Source organism: Pseudomonas sp. A214 (assembly GCF_900156295.1).
Classification (GTDB): domain Bacteria; phylum Pseudomonadota; class Gammaproteobacteria; order Pseudomonadales; family Pseudomonadaceae; genus Aquipseudomonas; species Aquipseudomonas rhizophila.
In genome coordinates this window covers 1,453,328-1,469,911 of sequence record NZ_LT707062.1, presented here as the reverse complement: position 1 = coordinate 1,469,911, position 16,584 = coordinate 1,453,328, and the positions used below count along the sequence as shown (strand labels likewise).

General features: G+C 58.1%; 21 protein-coding genes. 2 read left to right on the top strand and 19 right to left on the bottom strand.

What is annotated here, in order from left to right; translation table 11 throughout:
* Positions 1-51: 51 nt before the first annotated feature.
* Positions 52-1,044 carry a GlxA family transcriptional regulator gene (locus BW979_RS06690; protein ID WP_076383446.1) on the bottom strand — a complete coding sequence of 331 codons (993 nt, stop codon included), beginning with the start codon at positions 1,042-1,044 and terminating at the stop codon, positions 52-54.
* Between the two features lie 96 nt (positions 1,045-1,140).
* On the opposite strand from BW979_RS06690, the gene BW979_RS06685 reads away from it, so the two are divergent.
* Positions 1,141-1,695, top strand: coding sequence for a cysteine hydrolase family protein (locus tag BW979_RS06685; RefSeq protein WP_076383445.1), 555 nt, complete (start codon positions 1,141-1,143; stop codon positions 1,693-1,695).
* 108 nt (positions 1,696-1,803) lie between these two features.
* Here BW979_RS06685 and BW979_RS06680 read toward each other — a convergent pair whose 3' ends face one another.
* A complete protein-coding gene (locus BW979_RS06680; protein WP_047229766.1) occupies positions 1,804-2,322 on the bottom strand; it encodes a single-stranded DNA-binding protein in 519 nt (172 codons plus the stop codon).
* A gap of 9 nt (positions 2,323-2,331) precedes the next feature.
* Entirely contained in the window at positions 2,332-3,729 is a 1,398-nt protein-coding gene (locus BW979_RS06675; RefSeq protein ID WP_076383444.1) for an MFS transporter, read from the bottom strand.
* A 179-nt stretch (positions 3,730-3,908) separates the two neighbouring features.
* Between BW979_RS06675 and uvrA the strand changes: the two genes are divergently transcribed.
* Positions 3,909-6,743 carry an excinuclease ABC subunit UvrA gene (gene uvrA / locus BW979_RS06670; protein ID WP_047229768.1) on the top strand — a complete coding sequence of 945 codons (2,835 nt, stop codon included), beginning with the start codon at positions 3,909-3,911 and terminating at the stop codon, positions 6,741-6,743.
* A gap of 123 nt (positions 6,744-6,866) precedes the next feature.
* Here uvrA and bfr read toward each other — a convergent pair whose 3' ends face one another.
* From bfr to rpsN, 16 genes are all read right to left on the bottom strand, one after another.
* Positions 6,867-7,331, bottom strand: a complete 465-nt coding sequence (bfr, locus tag BW979_RS06665) for a bacterioferritin (protein WP_025215751.1) — start codon at positions 7,329-7,331, stop codon at positions 6,867-6,869.
* Positions 7,332-7,488: 157 nt separating this feature from the next.
* A complete protein-coding gene (locus BW979_RS06660) occupies positions 7,489-8,937 on the bottom strand; it encodes a catalase (protein ID WP_076383443.1) in 1,449 nt (482 codons plus the stop codon).
* A 224-nt stretch (positions 8,938-9,161) separates the two neighbouring features.
* Entirely contained in the window at positions 9,162-9,548 is a 387-nt protein-coding gene (gene rplQ, locus BW979_RS06655) for a 50S ribosomal protein L17 (protein WP_003186009.1), read from the bottom strand.
* Between the two features lie 42 nt (positions 9,549-9,590).
* The gene (locus BW979_RS06650; RefSeq protein WP_003186012.1) at positions 9,591-10,592 is read right to left on the bottom strand and encodes a DNA-directed RNA polymerase subunit alpha; all 1,002 of its coding nucleotides are present in this window, start codon (positions 10,590-10,592) and stop codon (positions 9,591-9,593) included.
* A gap of 22 nt (positions 10,593-10,614) precedes the next feature.
* Positions 10,615-11,235 carry a 30S ribosomal protein S4 gene (gene rpsD, locus BW979_RS06645; protein ID WP_003176404.1) on the bottom strand — a complete coding sequence of 207 codons (621 nt, stop codon included), beginning with the start codon at positions 11,233-11,235 and terminating at the stop codon, positions 10,615-10,617.
* Between the two features lie 18 nt (positions 11,236-11,253).
* Complete coding sequence (rpsK, locus tag BW979_RS06640; protein ID WP_002555466.1) at positions 11,254-11,643, bottom strand: 30S ribosomal protein S11; 390 nt, start codon at positions 11,641-11,643, stop codon at positions 11,254-11,256.
* Positions 11,644-11,673: 30 nt separating this feature from the next.
* Positions 11,674-12,030 (bottom strand): 30S ribosomal protein S13, encoded by a 357-nt coding sequence (gene rpsM / locus BW979_RS06635; protein ID WP_047229770.1) that lies wholly within the window; start codon positions 12,028-12,030, stop codon positions 11,674-11,676.
* Positions 12,031-12,160: 130 nt separating this feature from the next.
* Positions 12,161-12,277, bottom strand: a complete 117-nt coding sequence (gene rpmJ / locus BW979_RS06630) for a 50S ribosomal protein L36 (RefSeq protein ID WP_002555468.1) — start codon at positions 12,275-12,277, stop codon at positions 12,161-12,163.
* Between the two features lie 30 nt (positions 12,278-12,307).
* Positions 12,308-13,636: a preprotein translocase subunit SecY gene (secY, locus tag BW979_RS06625; protein ID WP_047229771.1), complete on the bottom strand. Its 1,329-nt coding sequence runs from the start codon at positions 13,634-13,636 to the stop codon at positions 12,308-12,310.
* The gene (rplO, locus tag BW979_RS06620) at positions 13,637-14,074 is read right to left on the bottom strand and encodes a 50S ribosomal protein L15 (protein WP_003186032.1); all 438 of its coding nucleotides are present in this window, start codon (positions 14,072-14,074) and stop codon (positions 13,637-13,639) included.
* 3 nt (positions 14,075-14,077) lie between these two features.
* Positions 14,078-14,254: a 50S ribosomal protein L30 gene (gene rpmD / locus BW979_RS06615; protein WP_003186033.1), complete on the bottom strand. Its 177-nt coding sequence runs from the start codon at positions 14,252-14,254 to the stop codon at positions 14,078-14,080.
* Between the two features lie 2 nt (positions 14,255-14,256).
* Positions 14,257-14,757 carry a 30S ribosomal protein S5 gene (rpsE, locus tag BW979_RS06610; protein ID WP_003186035.1) on the bottom strand — a complete coding sequence of 167 codons (501 nt, stop codon included), beginning with the start codon at positions 14,755-14,757 and terminating at the stop codon, positions 14,257-14,259.
* Positions 14,758-14,760: 3 nt separating this feature from the next.
* Entirely contained in the window at positions 14,761-15,111 is a 351-nt protein-coding gene (rplR, locus tag BW979_RS06605) for a 50S ribosomal protein L18 (RefSeq protein WP_003186037.1), read from the bottom strand.
* A gap of 10 nt (positions 15,112-15,121) precedes the next feature.
* Entirely contained in the window at positions 15,122-15,655 is a 534-nt protein-coding gene (rplF, locus tag BW979_RS06600; protein ID WP_003186039.1) for a 50S ribosomal protein L6, read from the bottom strand.
* Positions 15,656-15,667: 12 nt separating this feature from the next.
* Positions 15,668-16,060: a 30S ribosomal protein S8 gene (gene rpsH, locus BW979_RS06595; protein WP_017848802.1), complete on the bottom strand. Its 393-nt coding sequence runs from the start codon at positions 16,058-16,060 to the stop codon at positions 15,668-15,670.
* Positions 16,061-16,270: 210 nt separating this feature from the next.
* Positions 16,271-16,576, bottom strand: a complete 306-nt coding sequence (rpsN, locus tag BW979_RS06590; protein WP_003186042.1) for a 30S ribosomal protein S14 — start codon at positions 16,574-16,576, stop codon at positions 16,271-16,273.
* Positions 16,577-16,584 lie beyond the last annotated feature (8 nt).

The following is a 16,584-nucleotide window of genomic DNA, read 5'->3' as shown; positions in this document are numbered from 1 at the left end:
GACATCCGGCAAATTGCACGACGACTGCGACGGTGGCGAAGAGATCGATGACTACTTTGGCGCATTCATCGGGCTGACCCCAAACCTCGCCCGATAATCACTGGGCGCCAACCCAGTAATTTTCTTGAACGTCGTGCGAAAAGCCCCCGGGTCCTGATAACCCACCGTCCAGGCAATGTGGTCGATGGTGCCATTGGTGAACTCCAGCATTTCCCGCGCCTTGCCGACGCGCAGGTGCTGGCAGTATTCGGTAGGTTTGAGCCCGGTGGCGGCGCGAAACCTGCGCAGGAAGGTGCGTTCCTCAAGCCCGGCCTGTTCGGCCATGGCGCCGAGGGAAACGTCCACTGCTCCGCTGCCTTGCAACCAGTGCTGGACCTTGAGAATGGCCGCGTCACCGTGTCCGAGGATGGGCGCGAAGTTACTGCCACATTGGCTGGCGCTGTCGCTGTGTTCGATCACCAGAAACTGCGCCGTGCGCGTGGCGATGCTGGGGCCGAGCAGGCGGTCCACCAGTCGTAGCCCCAGCTCTGACCAGGCCATCAGCCCGGCCGTGGTAATCAGGTCGCCATCGTCGACAATGGGTTTATCAGCGTCGAGCTTGATCTTCGGATAACGCGCGGCAAAGGTCTTGGCCGAGGTCCAGTGGGTCGTGGCGCTGCGCCCATCGAGCAGGCCGCTTTCGGCCAACAGAATCGAACCGACACACACCCCACCCAGCACCGTGCCGTCGGCATGCCACGCTCGCAACCAGGTCATCAGCGCCTGCGACACCAGCCCCTCACTGAAACCGGCGATGGACGGTGGAATCAGCAGCGCAACCAGCCTGCCCTGAGGACCGGCGAAACTCTCGAACACCCGGGTCGGCACTTCTCCCTCCTGCGCTCGCCAATGACTGACCCGCAGGCGCGGCAACTGAGAACTGGCTTGCTCGTCGGCAATCCGCTGCGCCACGGCGAACAGATCGGTCAAGCCATGCACCGCCGCCAGTTGCGCGCCGGGGTAGATGAGCACCCCGAGCTCAGCGACTGCCCTTTGCTGCGTCATTGTCAGTTTTCCCTCGCTTATTGTCGTTACGGCCCATTCTGAAACCGGTGGCATGAGCCAATACTGGCTTCAGACCCCACTGATCGAGGAAGCCTTATGTCCAAGCAAGCGCTCATCGTAGTCGATATCCAGAACGACTACTTCCCCCAGGGAAAATGGCCATTGGTCGGTGCCGAAGCGGCCGCCGATAACGCCGCCAGACTGATCGAAGCCTTTCGCCAGGCCGCGGATCAGGTGGTGCACATTCGTCACGAATTCACCTCCGATTCCGCACCGTTCTTCACCCCAGGCTCTGAAGGTGCGCAACTGCATCCCAAAGTACTCAACCGCGCCGACGAACCGGTGGTGCTCAAGCACTTCGTCAACTCGTTTCGCGAAACCCAATTGCAAGCCATCCTTGACCGCCACGACATTAAGCACCTGGTGATCGTCGGCAGCATGAGCCACATGTGCATCGACGGGGTCGCCCGGGCGGCGGCGGACATGGGCTATGAGGTCACGGTGATTCACGATGCTTGTGCCAGCCGCGATCTGGAGTTCAATGGGCTCGTCGTCCCGGCGGCTCAAGTGCATGCGGCCTTCATGTCGGCCCTGGGTTTTGCCTATGCGGATGTGGTGAGCACTGAACAGTTTTTGGCTGCCCGCCACTGAGTGATGCCCCAAGCGGCAAATTCAAGGCTAAAAAAAAACCGCGCCTCGTAAACCGAAGCGCGGTTTTGTTTTTAGCTTGAAGCTCGCTGCCTGGAGCTTCCAGCGGCTTTAGAACGGAATATCGTCATCAAAGCTGTCGAAGTCCGGAGCCGGTTGTGGCGCGGCCTGTTGCGGAGCCGCTGGACGTTCACGCTGTGGCTGAGGCGCCGACTGCGGGCGAGGTGCTTGCTGACGCGGAGCAGCCTGCTGGTAGTTGTTGCCACCTTGCTGCTGGTCACCCTGTGGACGACCGCCCAGCAGTTGCATGGTGCCTTGCATGTCGACCACGATTTCGGTGGTGTAGCGCTTGATGCCGTCTTTTTCCCACTCGCGGGTCTGCAGCTTGCCTTCGATGTACACCTGCGAACCCTTGCGCAGGTATTCGCCGGCGATTTCGGCCACCTTGCCGAACATCGACACGCGGTGCCATTCGGTCTTCTCGACCTTCTGGCCGGTCTGCTTGTCGGTCCACTGTTCGCTGGTCGCCAGACTCAGGTTGGTCACAGCGTTGCCATTGGGCAGGTAGCGAACTTCGGGATCCTGGCCGCAAGTACCGACCAATATGACTTTGTTAACCCCACGGGCCATAACGTTCTCCTAGGCTTCGCACGTGGTCGGGGCCGGGTTGTTCACCAGGCGCTCGAGCGTCGCGCGATCCAATAATTCGGTGTCCAGTTTGATATAAACGGCCGCTTCGTCGGCGACCACCACTGCATCGGTTACTCCAACGACGGCCTTAAGGCGCTCGGTCAGGCCTGCTTCGCGGATGGCTTCGGGCGACAACGGCAAGCGCAGGCTCGTCACATACGGAGGTTCGCGCATGGTAACAGCAAAGACCAGCCAAAGTGCAGCCAGCGCGGCGCATCCCAGGAACACAACCGACAAACCGCCATGCTGGAACAACCAGCCGCCGAGGATCCCGCCCAACGCCGAACCGAGGAACTGGCTGGTGGAGTAAACCCCCATCGCCGTGCCCTTGCCACCCGCCGGTGAAACCTTGCTGATCAGCGACGGCAGCGACGCCTCCAGCAGATTGAACGCGGTGAAGAACACCACTGTGCCGATCACCAGGGCCCGCAGGCTGTCGCCGAACTGCCAGAAGAATAGCTCAGTGAGCATCAGCGTCACGACGGCGCCGAGCAAAACTCGTTTCATTTTGCGTCGCTTCTCGCCGTAGATGATGAACGGAATCATGGCGAAAAACGAAATCAGCAGCGCAGTCAGGTAAACCCACCAGTGCTGCTCCTTGGGCAGGCCGGCCTTCTCCACCAGCGCCAGCGGCAAGGCAACGAAGCTGGACATCAACATGGCGTGGAGCACGAAGATGCCCAGGTCCAGACGCAGCAGGTCCGGGTGCTTGAGCGTCGGCATCAGCGCCTGGCGAGCCACCCCTGATTCGCGGTGCTGCAACGGCCCGGTGGAGCGCGGCACCATGAACGCCACGATCAGGATGCCCACCAGCGCCATGCCCCCCGTGACCAGAAACAGCCCCGACAAGCCAAAGGCGCGGGTCAGCAACGGCCCGACGACCATGGCGACGGCGAACGACAGACCGATCGTCATGCCGATCATGGCCATGGCCTTGGTCCGATGCTGTTCGCGGGTCAGGTCCGACAGCAAAGCCATGACGGCTGCGGAAATCGCCCCGGCGCCTTGCAGGATGCGTCCGGCGATCACGCCCCAGATCGAATCGGCATTGGCCGCCAGCACACTGCCCAGGGCGAAGACAATCAAGCCCAGGTAGATGACGGGACGCCGGCCTATGCGGTCGGAAATGACCCCGAACGGGATCTGGAAAATCGCCTGGGTCAGGCCGTACGCGCCAATCGCCAACCCGATGAGGGCCGGGGTCGCGCCTGCCAGATCCATCCCATAGGTCGCCAGCACCGGCAACACCATGAACATGCCCAGCATACGGAAGGCGAACACAAGAGCCAGACCGCTTGCTGCGCGTGTCTCGCCGCTGCTCATGCGTTCGCTGTGGGGATCGTGCATGGAAAAACCTCGTGTGAACCGGCGGCGATTCTACCAGTCCCATCGATTGAGGGGGTATATCGCGACCGTTTGCCGCGCAGTCTTCATGTATGACTGCAAACTCACTTTCAATAGTGTGCATCCATCCAGTATTTGCCCGTATACTCCTACGTTTTCGACGCCCGCCGAGCGAGGCCACTTTGGACAAGATCCTGATTCGTGGGGCCCGTACCCACAACCTGAAGAACATCGACCTGACCCTGCCACGGGACAAGCTGATCGTCATCACCGGCCTGTCCGGATCCGGCAAATCATCCCTGGCCTTCGACACCCTGTACGCTGAAGGCCAGCGGCGCTATGTCGAATCGCTGTCGGCCTACGCCCGGCAGTTCCTGTCGATGATGGAAAAACCCGACGTCGACACCATCGAAGGCCTGTCGCCGGCGATTTCCATCGAACAGAAATCGACTTCCCACAACCCACGCTCAACCGTCGGCACCATCACCGAGATCTACGATTACCTGCGTTTGCTGTATGCGCGGGTCGGTATTCCGCGGTGTCCCGACCACGACATCCCGCTGGAAGCCCAGACCGTCAGCCAGATGGTCGACCTGGTGCTGGCCCAGCCCGAAGGCAGCAAGTTGATGCTGCTGGCGCCGGTCATCCGCGAGCGAAAGGGCGAGCACCTGATGGTCTTCGAAGAACTGCGCGCCCAAGGCTTCGTTCGGGCACGGGTCAACGGCAAGCTGTGCGAGCTGGACGAACTGCCGAAGCTGGATAAACAGAAAAAGCATTCGATCGATGTGGTGGTCGACCGCTTCAAGGTCCGGGCCGACCTGCAACAGCGTCTGGCCGAATCCTTCGAGACCGCGCTGAAGCTGGCCGACGGCATCGCCCTGGTAGCGCCGATGGACGACGAGCCCGGCGAGGAAATCATCTTCTCGGCGCGCTTCGCCTGCCCGATCTGCGGCCACGCCATCAGCGAGCTGGAACCCAAGCTGTTCTCCTTCAACAACCCGGCCGGCGCGTGCCCGACCTGCGATGGCCTGGGGGTCAAGCAGTTCTTCGACACCAAGCGCCTGGTCAATGGCGAACTGACCCTGGCCGAGGGCGCGATTCGCGGCTGGGACCGGCGTAACGTCTACTACTTCCAGATGCTCGGGTCGCTGGCGGCCCACTACAAGTTCAGCCTGGACAAACCCTTCAATGAACTGCCCGCCGACCAGCAGAAATTCATCCTGCACGGCAGCGGCTCACAAAGTGTCGACTTCAAATACCTGAACGACCGTGGCGATATCGTCAAACGCTCCCACCCGTTCGAAGGTATCGTGCCGAACCTGGAGCGGCGTTATCGCGAGACCGAATCGGCCAGCGTGCGCGAAGAACTGGCCAAGTTCCTCAGCACCCAGCCCTGCCCCGATTGCCGCGGTACCCGCTTGCGTCGGGAGGCGCGACATGTGTGGGTCGGCGAGAAAACCCTGCCGGCGGTGACCAACCTGCCGATTGGGGACGCCACCGACTACTTCGGCGGCTTGAAGCTCACCGGCCGCCGGGGCGAAATTGCCGACAAGATCCTCAAGGAAATCCGCGAGCGCCTGCAATTTCTGGTGAACGTTGGCCTGGACTACCTGACCCTCGATCGCAGCGCAGATACCTTGTCCGGCGGCGAAGCCCAGCGTATTCGCCTGGCCAGCCAGATCGGTGCCGGCCTGGTGGGGGTGATGTACATCCTCGACGAACCGTCCATTGGCCTGCACCAGCGGGACAACGATCGACTGCTCGGGACGCTCAAGCACCTGCGGGACATCGGCAACACGGTGATCGTGGTCGAACACGACGAGGATGCGATCCGCCTGGCGGATTACGTCGTGGACATCGGTCCGGGTGCGGGGGTGCATGGCGGGCATATCGTTGCCCAAGGCACAGCCGCCGAAGTCATGGCGCATCCCGACTCCCTGACCGGCAAATACCTGTCGGGCCGGGTGAAGATCAAGGTGCCGGCCAAGCGTACGCCGCGCAACAAGAAGCTGTCGCTGAGCCTCAAGGGCGCCCGTGGCAACAACCTGCGCAACGTTGACCTGGACATCCCGATTGGGCTGCTGACTTGCGTGACCGGTGTGTCCGGCTCCGGCAAATCGACGCTGATCAACAACACCCTGTTCCCCCTCAGCGCTACGGCCCTGAACGGCGCCACGACCCTGGAGGCCGCCGCCCACGACAGCATCAAGGGCCTGGAGCATCTGGACAAGGTCGTCGACATCGACCAGAGCCCCATCGGTCGCACACCGCGCTCCAACCCGGCGACTTATACCGGGCTGTTCACGCCGATTCGCGAGCTGTTCGCCGGCGTGCCGGAGTCCCGTTCACGCGGCTATGGCCCAGGGCGTTTCTCGTTCAACGTCAAGGGCGGGCGCTGCGAAGCCTGCCAGGGCGACGGCCTGATCAAGGTCGAGATGCACTTCTTGCCGGACATCTATGTGCCGTGCGACGTGTGCAAGAGCAAGCGCTACAACCGCGAAACCCTGGAGATCAAGTACAAGGGCAAGAATATCCACGAAACCCTCGAGATGACCATCGAAGAGGCCAGGGTGTTCTTCGACGCGGTGCCGGCCCTGGCGCGCAAGCTCCAGACGCTGATGGATGTGGGGCTGTCGTACATCAAGCTTGGGCAATCGGCAACCACGTTGTCCGGCGGCGAGGCCCAGCGGGTCAAGCTGTCTCGCGAGCTGTCCAAGCGTGATACCGGCAAGACCCTGTACATCCTCGACGAGCCGACCACGGGCTTGCACTTCGCTGATATCCAGCAATTGCTCGACGTCCTGCATCGCCTTCGCGACCATGGCAACACCGTGGTGGTAATTGAGCACAACCTCGATGTGATCAAGACGGCGGACTGGCTGGTGGACTTGGGGCCGGAAGGCGGCTCCAAGGGTGGTCAGATCATCGCGGTGGGTACCCCCGAGGAAGTGGCCGAGATGAAGCAGTCGTACACTGGCTACTACCTCAAGCCGTTGCTGGAGCGTGACCGGGACTGATTTTTCCCCGGCCACGAAAAAGCCCCTGTCATCTCATCAATGACAGGGGCTTTTTTGTTTGATCGTTCCTACGCTCCGCGTGGGAATGCAGCTTGGGACGCTCTGCGTTCCCTTTCCCTGCAATCAGAACTGCGACTGCAGGTAATTTTCCAGGCCTATCAACTTGATCAGGCCCAGCTGCTTCTCGAGCCAGTAGGTATGGTCTTCTTCGGTGTCGTTGAGCTGGATGCGCAGGATCTCGCGGGTCACGTAATCGTTGTGCTGTTCGCAGAGCTCAATGCCCTTGCACAGCGCGGCACGGACTTTGTATTCCAGGCGCAGGTCGGCCGCGAGCATGTCTGGCACCGTGGTGCCGATGTCCAGATCATCAGGGCGCATGCGTGGCGTACCTTCGAGCATGAGGATCCGGCGCATCAACGCATCGGCGTGCTGGGCCTCTTCTTCCATCTCATGGTTGATACGTTCGTAGAGCTCGGTAAAACCCCAGTCCTCGTACATCCGCGAGTGGATGAAATATTGATCACGGGCTGCCAGTTCGCCTGTCAGCAGCGTGTTGAGGTAATCGATTACGTCTGGGTGACCTTGCATCGCCCTACATCTCCACAAGCTTTGAAGGCTCTAGTTTGAACCAAGCTGACCGCAAGGTCACTCGCCTATCGCGATAAAAGCGAAGAAAATCCGAGAAAAGCCGGTTAAATAACGCAAAAACCGCCCAATTGAGGGCGGTTCTGCTTCTCGTTTAGACTTAGTTAAGCTGTACGCCCAACGCTTTCGCGATGCCTTCACCGTAAGCGACATCCGCTTTGAAGAAGTGCTGCAACTGACGATCGACGACATCCGCCGATACACCGGCCATCGCACCCGCGATGTTGCTGATCAGCAGCGCTTTCTGGGCATCATTCATCAAGCGGAACAGCGCACCGGCGTGACTGTAGTAGTCGGTATCTTCGCGGTGATCGTAACGGTCTGCCGAACCACCGAGCGCCAGCGCCGGTTCAGCATAACGCGGAGCCTGCTTGGGGGCCTCGACGTAGCTGTTGGGCTCGTAGTTCGGTGCTGCACCGCCATTGCTGCCGAACGCCATGGCTCCGTCGCGCTGGTAAGTGTTGACCGGGCTGCGCGGGGCGTTGACTGGCAATTGCTGGTGATTGGTACCCACACGGTAGCGGTGTGCATCAGCGTAGGCGAACACACGACCTTGCAGCATGCGGTCTGGCGAAAGGCCAACCCCTGGAACCATATTGCTCGGCCCGAACGCCGCCTGCTCAACTTCAGCGAAGTAGTTCAGCGGGTTACGGTTGAGTTCCAACTCGCCGACCTCGATCAACGGAAACTCCTTCTGCGACCAGGTCTTGGTCACGTCGAACGGGTTCTCGTAATGGGCCGCCGCCTGGGCCTCGGTCATGATCTGGATGCAGACGCTCCACTTCGGGAAATCGCCACGCTCGATCGCATTGAACAGATCACGCTGAGCGTAATCCGGGTCGGTGCCCGCCAGGCGTGCAGCTTCAGCCGGCGTCAGGTTCTTGATCCCTTGCTTGGTCTTGTAGTGCCATTTCACCCAGTGACGCTCACCCTCGGCGCTGATCAGACTATATGTGTGGCTGCCGAAGCCGTGCATGTGACGGTAGCCATCGGGAATGCCACGATCAGAGAACAGAATGGTGACCTGGTGCAAAGCCTCGGGCGAATGCGACCAGAAATCCCACATCATTTGGGCACTTTTCAGATTGCTTTGGGGCAGGCGCTTCTGCGTATGGATGAAGTCGGGGAATTTCAGCGGATCGCGGATGAAGAACACAGGGGTGTTATTACCCACGATGTCCCAGTTCCCTTCCTCGGTGTAGAACTTCAGGGCGAAACCGCGTGGATCGCGCTCAGTATCGGCAGAGCCACGCTCGCCACCCACGGTGGAAAAACGCAGGAACGTCGGGGTCTGTTTGCCGACCGACTCAAACAGCTTGGCGCTGGTGTACTGGGTAATATCCCGGGTTACGGTAAATGTGCCGTAAGCGCCCGATCCCTTAGCGTGTACACGGCGCTCGGGAATGTTCTCGCGATTGAAGTGAGCGAGCTTCTCGATAAGGTGGAAGTCGTCGAGCAACAGCGGGCCACGCGGGCCAGCGGAGCGAGAGTTCTGGTTATCGGCGACAGGAGCGCCGCTGGCGGTCGTAAGCGTTTTGGTCTGGCTCATGCTCAATCTTCCTAGGTCGGTCTTCAAACTGCCGGCTAATCGGCTGGAAAGGAGTATTGATCATGTTAATGACAGTATCCAAATTCATTAAATCATGGACATCGATAGTCATTATCTAATGCTGTCGCATTGCCAAGCGCAAGCCAGCCATCAGAGGTGACTGCCACTTTTTGACCGGGCACAAAAAACCGGGCACAAGGCCCGGTTATTTGTATGTTGCCGACTTACTCAGCGGATACAGCTTCACCGCTGGTAGCACGATCAACCAACTCGACGTACGCCATAGGCGCGTTGTCGCCAGCGCGGAAACCGCACTTGAGGATGCGCAGGTAGCCACCCTCACGGGTAGCGTAACGCTTGCCCAGGTCGTTGAAGAGCTTACCAACGATAGCTTTCGAACGAGTACGGTCGAAAGCCAGACGGCGGTTAGCCAAGCTATCTGTCTTGGCCAAAGTGATCAGCGGCTCAGCAACGCGGCGCAGTTCTTTGGCTTTCGGCAGTGTAGTTTTGATCAGCTCGTGCTCGAACAGCGACACCGCCATGTTTTGGAACATGGCCTTGCGGTGCGAGCTGGTGCGGCTCAGGTGACGACCACTTTTACGATGACGCATGGTTCATTCCTTACCAAACACAACGTTCGGTGATTACGACGATCAGGCAGTCGCCTTGTCGTCCTTCTTAAGACTTGCAGGCGGCCAGTTGTCGAGGCGCATGCCGAGGGACAGACCGCGGGAGGCCAGAACGTCCTTGATTTCAGTCAAGGATTTCTTGCCAAGGTTCGGAGTCTTCAACAGCTCTACTTCGGTGCGCTGAATCAGGTCGCCGATGTAGTAGATGTTTTCCGCCTTAAGGCAGTTAGCCGAACGTACAGTCAGTTCCAGATCGTCAACCGGGCGAAGCAGGATCGGATCGATCTCGTCTTCCTGCTCGACAACCACTGGCTCACTGTCACCCTTGAGGTCGACGAACGCAGCCAACTGCTGTTGCAGGATGGTTGCAGCGCGGCGAATGGCCTCTTCAGGATCCAGGGTACCGTTGGTTTCCAGATCAATAACCAGCTTGTCCAGGTTGGTACGCTGTTCGACACGGGCGTTTTCCACCACGTATGCGATACGGCGAACCGGGCTGAACGAAGAGTCGAGCTGCAAGCGACCGATGCTGCGGCTTTCGTCTTCATCGCTCTGACGCGAGTCTGCCGGTTCATAACCACGACCACGAGCTACGGTGAGCTTCATGTTCAGGGCGCCGTTAGACGCCAGGTTAGCGATTACGTGATCGGGGTTAACGATCTCGACATCATGATCCAGCTGAATATCGGCAGCGGTAACCACCCCCGAACCCTTCTTCGACAAGGTCAGCGTAACTTCGTCACGACCGTGCAGCTTGATAGCCAGACCTTTAAGGTTCAACAGGATTTCAATTACATCTTCCTGTACACCTTCGATGGCGCTGTACTCATGGAGCACACCGTCAATCTCGGCCTCGACTACTGCACAGCCGGGCATTGAGGACAACAGGATGCGGCGCAGCGCGTTGCCCAGGGTGTGGCCGAAACCACGCTCGAGAGGCTCGAGTGTGATCTTGGCGCGGGTTGGACTGACAACCTGCACATCAATATGGCGGGGTGTCAGGAACTCATTTACCGAAATCTGCATGGATGCACCTATTTTCTAGCCCTTACTTGGAGTAGAGCTCGACAATCAGGCTTTCGTTGATGTCGGCGGACAGATCACTGCGAGCAGGAACGTTCTTGAAAACGCCCGACTTCTTCTCAGTGTCTACTTCTACCCATTCTACGCGGCCACGTTGGGCACACAGATCGAGAGCTTGGACAATGCGAAGTTGGTTCTTTGCTTTCTCGCGAACAGCAACCACGTCACCAGCACGAACCTGGTAGGACGGAACGTTTACGGTCTGACCGTTAACGCTGATCGACTTGTGCGATACCAGCTGACGGGATTCGGCACGAGTAGAACCGAAACCCATACGGTATACAACGTTGTCCAGACGGCATTCGAGCAGTTGCAACAGGTTTTCGCCGGTTGCGCCCTTCTTGCCAGCTGCTTCTTTGTAGTAGCCGCTGAATTGACGCTCGAGAACGCCGTAGATACGACGGACCTTCTGCTTTTCACGCAGTTGGGTGCCGTAATCGGACTGGCGACCGCGGCGTTGGCCGTGGATACCAGGTGCTGCTTCAATGTTGCACTTCGATTCGATCGCGCGCACGCCGCTCTTCAGAAAGAGATCGGTGCCTTCGCGACGAGCGAGTTTGCATTTTGGACCAATGTAACGAGCCATTCTTTACAATCTCCTGGATTACACGCGGCGCTTCTTCGGCGGACGGCACCCGTTGTGCGGGATTGGCGTCACGTCGGTGATGCTGGCGATCTTGTAGCCACAGCCGTTCAAAGCGCGGACTGCGGATTCACGACCCGGACCTGGACCCTTGACGTTAACGTCGAGGTTTTTCAGACCGTATTCCAGCGCAGCTTGACCAGCACGCTCAGCAGCTACTTGAGCAGCGAACGGGGTGGACTTGCGGGAACCGCGGAAACCCGAACCACCGGAGGTTGCCCAGGAAAGAGCGTTACCTTGACGGTCGGTAATGGTCACGATGGTGTTGTTAAAAGAAGCATGGATGTGGGCGATGCCATCAACCACTGTCTTTTTAACTTTTTTACGAGGACGAGCAGCAGGTTTTGCCATGATTAAATTCCTGTCGATTCGCTGGGGCGATTACTTGCGGATCGGCTTACGCGGACCTTTACGGGTACGCGCGTTGGTCTTGGTACGCTGACCGCGTACTGGAAGACCACGACGATGACGCAGACCGCGATAGCAACCGAGGTCCATCAAGCGCTTGATTTTCATGTTGATTTCGCGACGCAGGTCACCTTCAGTGGTGAACTTCGCCACTTCGCCACGCAGCTGTTCAATCTGCTCGTCGCTCAGATCTTTGATCTTTGCCGCTGGGTTTACCCCAGACACTGCACAAATTTTCTGTGCAGTAGTGCGACCAACACCATAGATGTAGGTCAGCGAGATAACAGTATGCTTGTTATCTGGAATGTTAACGCCTGCAATACGGGCCATTCAGTGGGACTCCAATTGACAGCTACCTACGCCCCGGAAGCCAAGAAATAGGGCGCGAGATAATATCGCTGTAATAACAAATAATCAACCCGGCAGCGCACTAGCTGCCGGGCTTAAAGCACAATCACACTCAGCCTTGGCGCTGTTTGTGACGCGGTTCCGCGCTGCAAATTACCCGAACAACGCCTTCGCGGCGAATAATCTTGCAGTTACGGCACAGCTTTTTCACCGATGCACGAACTTTCATCACCAACTCCTCGAACCTTATGGACGCTACTCAGCGCAACATGCCGCTGCCGTAGCCCTTCAGGTTGGCTTTCTTCATCAGGGATTCGTACTGGTGCGAAACGAGGTGCGATTGTACTTGGGACATGAAGTCCATCACAACCACGACCACGATCAGCAACGAGGTCCCGCCAAGGTAGAACGGAACGTTTGCCGCAACCACCAGGAACTGGGGAAGCAAGCAGACGGCCGTCATATAGAGAGCACCGAACAAGGTCAAACGAGTCAAAACGCCATCAATGTAGCGCGCCGACTGCTCGCCTGGACGGATACCCGGAATAAAGGCACCGGACTTCTTCAGGTTTTCCGCTACGTCTTTCGGATTGAACATCAACGCCGTATAGAAGAAGCAGAAGAAAATAATCCCTGCACTAAACAGCAGAATATTCAACGGCTGACCAGGAGCGATCGACTGCGAGATGTCCTGCAGCCAGCCCATACCTTCAGACTGACCAAACCAGGCACCCAGCGAAGCCGGGAACAGCAAAATGCTGCTCGCAAAAATAGCCGGGATAACACCGGCCATATTCACCTTCAGCGGCAAGTGGCTAGTCTGCGCAGCAAATACCTTGCGGCCCTGCTGACGCTTGGCGTAGTGAACAGCAATACGACGCTGACCACGCTCAATGAACACCACGAAACCGATAATCGCTACTGCCAGCAAACCGATCGCAACCAGGGCAAAAATGTTGATGTCACCCTGACGCGCAGACTCGAAAGACTGCCCGATCGCTCTCGGAAGACCGGCGACGATACCTGCGAAAATCAACATCGAGATACCGTTGCCAACACCACGCTCAGTAATCTGCTCACCCAGCCACATCATGAACATCGCACCCGCCACAAACGTGGTTACTGCGACGAAATGGAAGCCAAAGTCACCAGTGAACGCTACGCCTTGCCCTGCCAGACCGATGGACATGCCAACAGCCTGGACAAGAGCAAGGACGACGGTGAGGTAGCGGGTGTACTGGCTGATCTTGCGACGGCCAGCTTCACCTTCCTTCTTCAACTGTTCCAGCTGTGGGCTGACGGCGGTCATCAGTTGCATGATGATCGATGCCGAGATGTACGGCATGATCCCCAGAGCAAAGATACTCATCCGTTCCAGCGCACCGCCGGAAAACATGTTGAACAAGCTAAGAATGGTCCCCTCATTCTGTCGAAACAGGTCCGCGAGTCGGTCCGGGTTGATACCTGGAACCGGGATGTGTGCGCCTATTCGGTAGACGATAATCGCCAGGAACAGAAAACGCAGACGAGCCCAGAGTTCAGACATACCGCCTTTGCCGAGCGCAGAGAGAGCACCTTGCTTAGCCATTTATTCCTCGAACTTGCCGCCAGCTGCTTCGATAGCCGCACGCGCACCTTTGGTGGCGCCGATTCCCTTTCCGATGGTGACAGCGCGAGCAACTTCGCCCGACAGCATGATTTTCACACGCTGTACGTTCTGGTTGATCACGTTGGCATCCTTCAGGGACTGCACGGTGACGATGTCGCCATCCACTTTAGCCAGCTCGGACAGACGCACTTCTGCGCGATCCATGGCCTTCAGGGAAACGAAACCGAACTTCGGCAGGCGACGATGCAGCGGCTGTTGACCGCCTTCAAAGCCTGGAGCAATGGTGCCACCGGAGCGGGATGTTTGACCTTTGTGGCCACGGCCACCGGTCTTGCCCAAACCACTACCGATACCACGGCCCGGACGATGCTTTTCGCGACGGGAACCCGGCGCTGGACTCAGATCATTGAGTTTCATCGATTAACCCTCTACACGCAGCATGTAGTAGGCCTTGTTGATCATCCCGCGATTCTCGGGAGTATCCAGGACCTCTACAGTGTGACCGATGCGACGCAGACCCAAACCCTTAACGCACAGTTTGTGGTTAGGGATGCGGCCGGTCATGCTTTTGATCAGCGTAACTTTTACGGTAGCCATGATCAGAAGATCTCCTTGACGCTTTTGCCACGCTTGGCGGCAATGGATTCAGGAGACTGCATTGCTTTCAAACCCTTGAAAGTGGCGTGAACCACGTTTACTGGGTTAGTCGAGCCGTAGCACTTGGCCAGAACGTTCTGAACGCCAGCAACCTCGAGGACAGCACGCATAGCGCCGCCAGCGATGATACCGGTACCTTCAGAAGCAGGCTGCATGTACACCTTCGAAGCGCCATGGGCGGACTTCATTGCGTACTGCAGAGTGGTGCCGTTCAGATCAACCTGGATCATGTTGCGGCGAGCAGCTTCCATTGCCTTCTGGATCGCAGCAGGCACTTCACGCGACTTGCCACGGCCGAAGCCAACACGCCCTTTACCATCACCAACCACGGTCAACGCGGTGAAAGTGAAGATACGGCCGCCTTTAACGGTTTTGGCTACGCGGTTAACTTGAACCAGCTTCTCGATGTAGCCTTCGTCGCGCTTTTGGTCGTTATTTGACATAACTTAGAACTCCAGCCCAGCTTCACGAGCAGCATCAGCCAGCGCCTTGACGCGGCCGTGGTACTTGAAGCCAGAGCGGTCGAAAGCCACCTGCGAGACGCCAGCGGCTTTAGCACGCGTAGCGACCAGCTGGCCAACCTTAGTGGCCGCGTCGATGTTGCCAGTGGCGCCATCACGCAGTTCTTTATCCAAAGTCGAGGCACTCGCCAGGACTTTGTTGCCGTCGGCCGAAATGACCTGGGCGTAGATGTGCTGCGACGAGCGGAACACGCAGAGACGCACGACTTCGAGTTCGTGCATTTTCAGGCGTGCTTTGCGAGCGCGACGCAGTCGAGTAACTTTTTTGTCGGTCATTTGCTATGCCCTACTTCTTCTTGGCTTCTTTACGACGGACGACTTCGTCCGCGTAGCGCACACCTTTGCCTTTGTACGGCTCTGGTGGACGGAAGTCGCGGATCTCGGCGGCCACTTGACCTACCAGCTGCTTGTCGATGCCCTTGATCAGGATATCGGTCTGGCTAGGAGTCTCAGCGGTGATGCCTTCCGGCAGTTCATAATCCACTGGGTGCGAGAAGCCAAGAGCCAGGTTCAGCACTGTGCCTTTTGCTTGCGCCTTGTAACCAACACCGACCAGCTGGAGCTTGCGCTCGAAGCCTTGGCTTACGCCTTGGACCATGTTGTTTACCAACGCACGAGTGGTACCAGCCATTGCGCGAGTCTGTTGATCGCCATTGCGAGCAGCGAAACGCAGCTCACCAGCTTCTTCAACAATCTCAACGGACGAATGGATGTTCAGTTGCAGAGTGCCCTTGGCACCCTTCACCGAAAGCTGTTGGCCTGCGAATTTGACTTCGACACCGGCTGGCAGCTTAACGGGGTTCTTAGCGACGCGTGACATGCTTATCCCCCCTTAGAACACAGTGCAAAGAACTTCGCCGCCGACACCGGCAGCGCGCGCAGCACGATCCGTCATCACACCTTTGTTGGTGGAGACGATAGACACACCGAGACCGCCACGAACTTTTGGCAGATCCTCGACGGACTTGTACTGACGCAGGCCTGGACGGCTAACGCGCTTCACTTCCTCGATGACCGGACGGCCTTCGAAGTACTTCAGCTCGATGGACAGCAGTGGCTTGATTTCGCTGCTGATCTGATAACCCGCAATGTAACCTTCGTCCTTCAGGACTTTGGCAACAGCTACCTTCAAAGTAGAAGATGGCATGCTTACGACGGACTTTTCAGCCATCTGGGCATTACGGATACGAGTTAGCATGTCCGCTAACGGGTCCTGCATACTCATGGGCTAGACGCTCCTAATACACAAAAAATTAGCCTTTCGGCTACTACGTGTCGCCGAGTACATCCGCGCGATAAAAGCACGGGCTCAGGCGAGCCGGGTATTCTAGACACACCCCACAAATGAATCAAGCCCCAAAAGGGGCTTGATTCAAGTTCAAGGTCACCGGCGGTCAGGATCTTGCGACCCCGAACACCGAGACATTGACAGTGCTTACCAGCTGGCTTTAACCAGACCTGGAACGTCACCACGCATTGCAGCTTGACGCAGCATGTTACGGCCGAGGCCGAACTTGCGGTACACGCCGTGCGGACGACCAGTCAGGCGGCAGCGGTTACGCATGCGCGAAGCGCTTGCGTCACGTGGCTGCTTCTGCAGTGCTACGGTAGCTTCCCAACGCGCTTCTGGACTTGCGTTCAGATCAACGATGATAGCTTTCAGCGCTGCACGCTTGGTGGCGTACTTGGCAACGGTGAGCTGACGCTTCAGCTCACGGTTTTTCATGCTCTTCTTGGCCATTTTCCTAC

What these genes read in the sequence shown, in the direction of transcription:
- BW979_RS06690 (WP_076383446.1), bottom strand. Translation starts at nt 1,044, where the DNA reads ATGACGCAGCAAAGGGCAGTCGCTGAGCTCGGGGTGCTCATCTACCCC.
- BW979_RS06685 (WP_076383445.1), top strand. Translation starts at nt 1,141, where the DNA reads ATGTCCAAGCAAGCGCTCATCGTAGTCGATATCCAGAACGACTACTTC.
- BW979_RS06680 (WP_047229766.1), bottom strand. Translation starts at nt 2,322, where the DNA reads ATGGCCCGTGGGGTTAACAAAGTCATATTGGTCGGTACTTGCGGCCAG.
- BW979_RS06675 (WP_076383444.1), bottom strand. Translation starts at nt 3,729, where the DNA reads ATGCACGATCCCCACAGCGAACGCATGAGCAGCGGCGAGACACGCGCA.
- bfr (WP_025215751.1), bottom strand. Translation starts at nt 7,331, where the DNA reads ATGCAAGGTCACCCAGACGTAATCGATTACCTCAACACGCTGCTGACA.
- BW979_RS06660 (WP_076383443.1), bottom strand. Translation starts at nt 8,937, where the DNA reads ATGAGCCAGACCAAAACGCTTACGACCGCCAGCGGCGCTCCTGTCGCC.
- rplQ (WP_003186009.1), bottom strand. Translation starts at nt 9,548, where the DNA reads ATGCGTCATCGTAAAAGTGGTCGTCACCTGAGCCGCACCAGCTCGCAC.
- BW979_RS06650 (WP_003186012.1), bottom strand. Translation starts at nt 10,592, where the DNA reads ATGCAGATTTCGGTAAATGAGTTCCTGACACCCCGCCATATTGATGTG.
- rpsD (WP_003176404.1), bottom strand. Translation starts at nt 11,235, where the DNA reads ATGGCTCGTTACATTGGTCCAAAATGCAAACTCGCTCGTCGCGAAGGC.
- rpsK (WP_002555466.1), bottom strand. Translation starts at nt 11,643, where the DNA reads ATGGCAAAACCTGCTGCTCGTCCTCGTAAAAAAGTTAAAAAGACAGTG.
- rpsM (WP_047229770.1), bottom strand. Translation starts at nt 12,030, where the DNA reads ATGGCCCGTATTGCAGGCGTTAACATTCCAGATAACAAGCATACTGTT.
- rpmJ (WP_002555468.1), bottom strand. Translation starts at nt 12,277, where the DNA reads ATGAAAGTTCGTGCATCGGTGAAAAAGCTGTGCCGTAACTGCAAGATT.
- secY (WP_047229771.1), bottom strand. Translation starts at nt 13,636, where the DNA reads ATGGCTAAGCAAGGTGCTCTCTCTGCGCTCGGCAAAGGCGGTATGTCT.
- rplO (WP_003186032.1), bottom strand. Translation starts at nt 14,074, where the DNA reads ATGAAACTCAATGATCTGAGTCCAGCGCCGGGTTCCCGTCGCGAAAAG.
- rpmD (WP_003186033.1), bottom strand. Translation starts at nt 14,254, where the DNA reads ATGGCTACCGTAAAAGTTACGCTGATCAAAAGCATGACCGGCCGCATC.
- rpsE (WP_003186035.1), bottom strand. Translation starts at nt 14,757, where the DNA reads ATGTCAAATAACGACCAAAAGCGCGACGAAGGCTACATCGAGAAGCTG.
- rplR (WP_003186037.1), bottom strand. Translation starts at nt 15,111, where the DNA reads ATGACCGACAAAAAAGTTACTCGACTGCGTCGCGCTCGCAAAGCACGC.
- rplF (WP_003186039.1), bottom strand. Translation starts at nt 15,655, where the DNA reads ATGTCACGCGTCGCTAAGAACCCCGTTAAGCTGCCAGCCGGTGTCGAA.
- rpsH (WP_017848802.1), bottom strand. Translation starts at nt 16,060, where the DNA reads ATGAGTATGCAGGACCCGTTAGCGGACATGCTAACTCGTATCCGTAAT.
- rpsN (WP_003186042.1), bottom strand. Translation starts at nt 16,576, where the DNA reads ATGGCCAAGAAGAGCATGAAAAACCGTGAGCTGAAGCGTCAGCTCACC.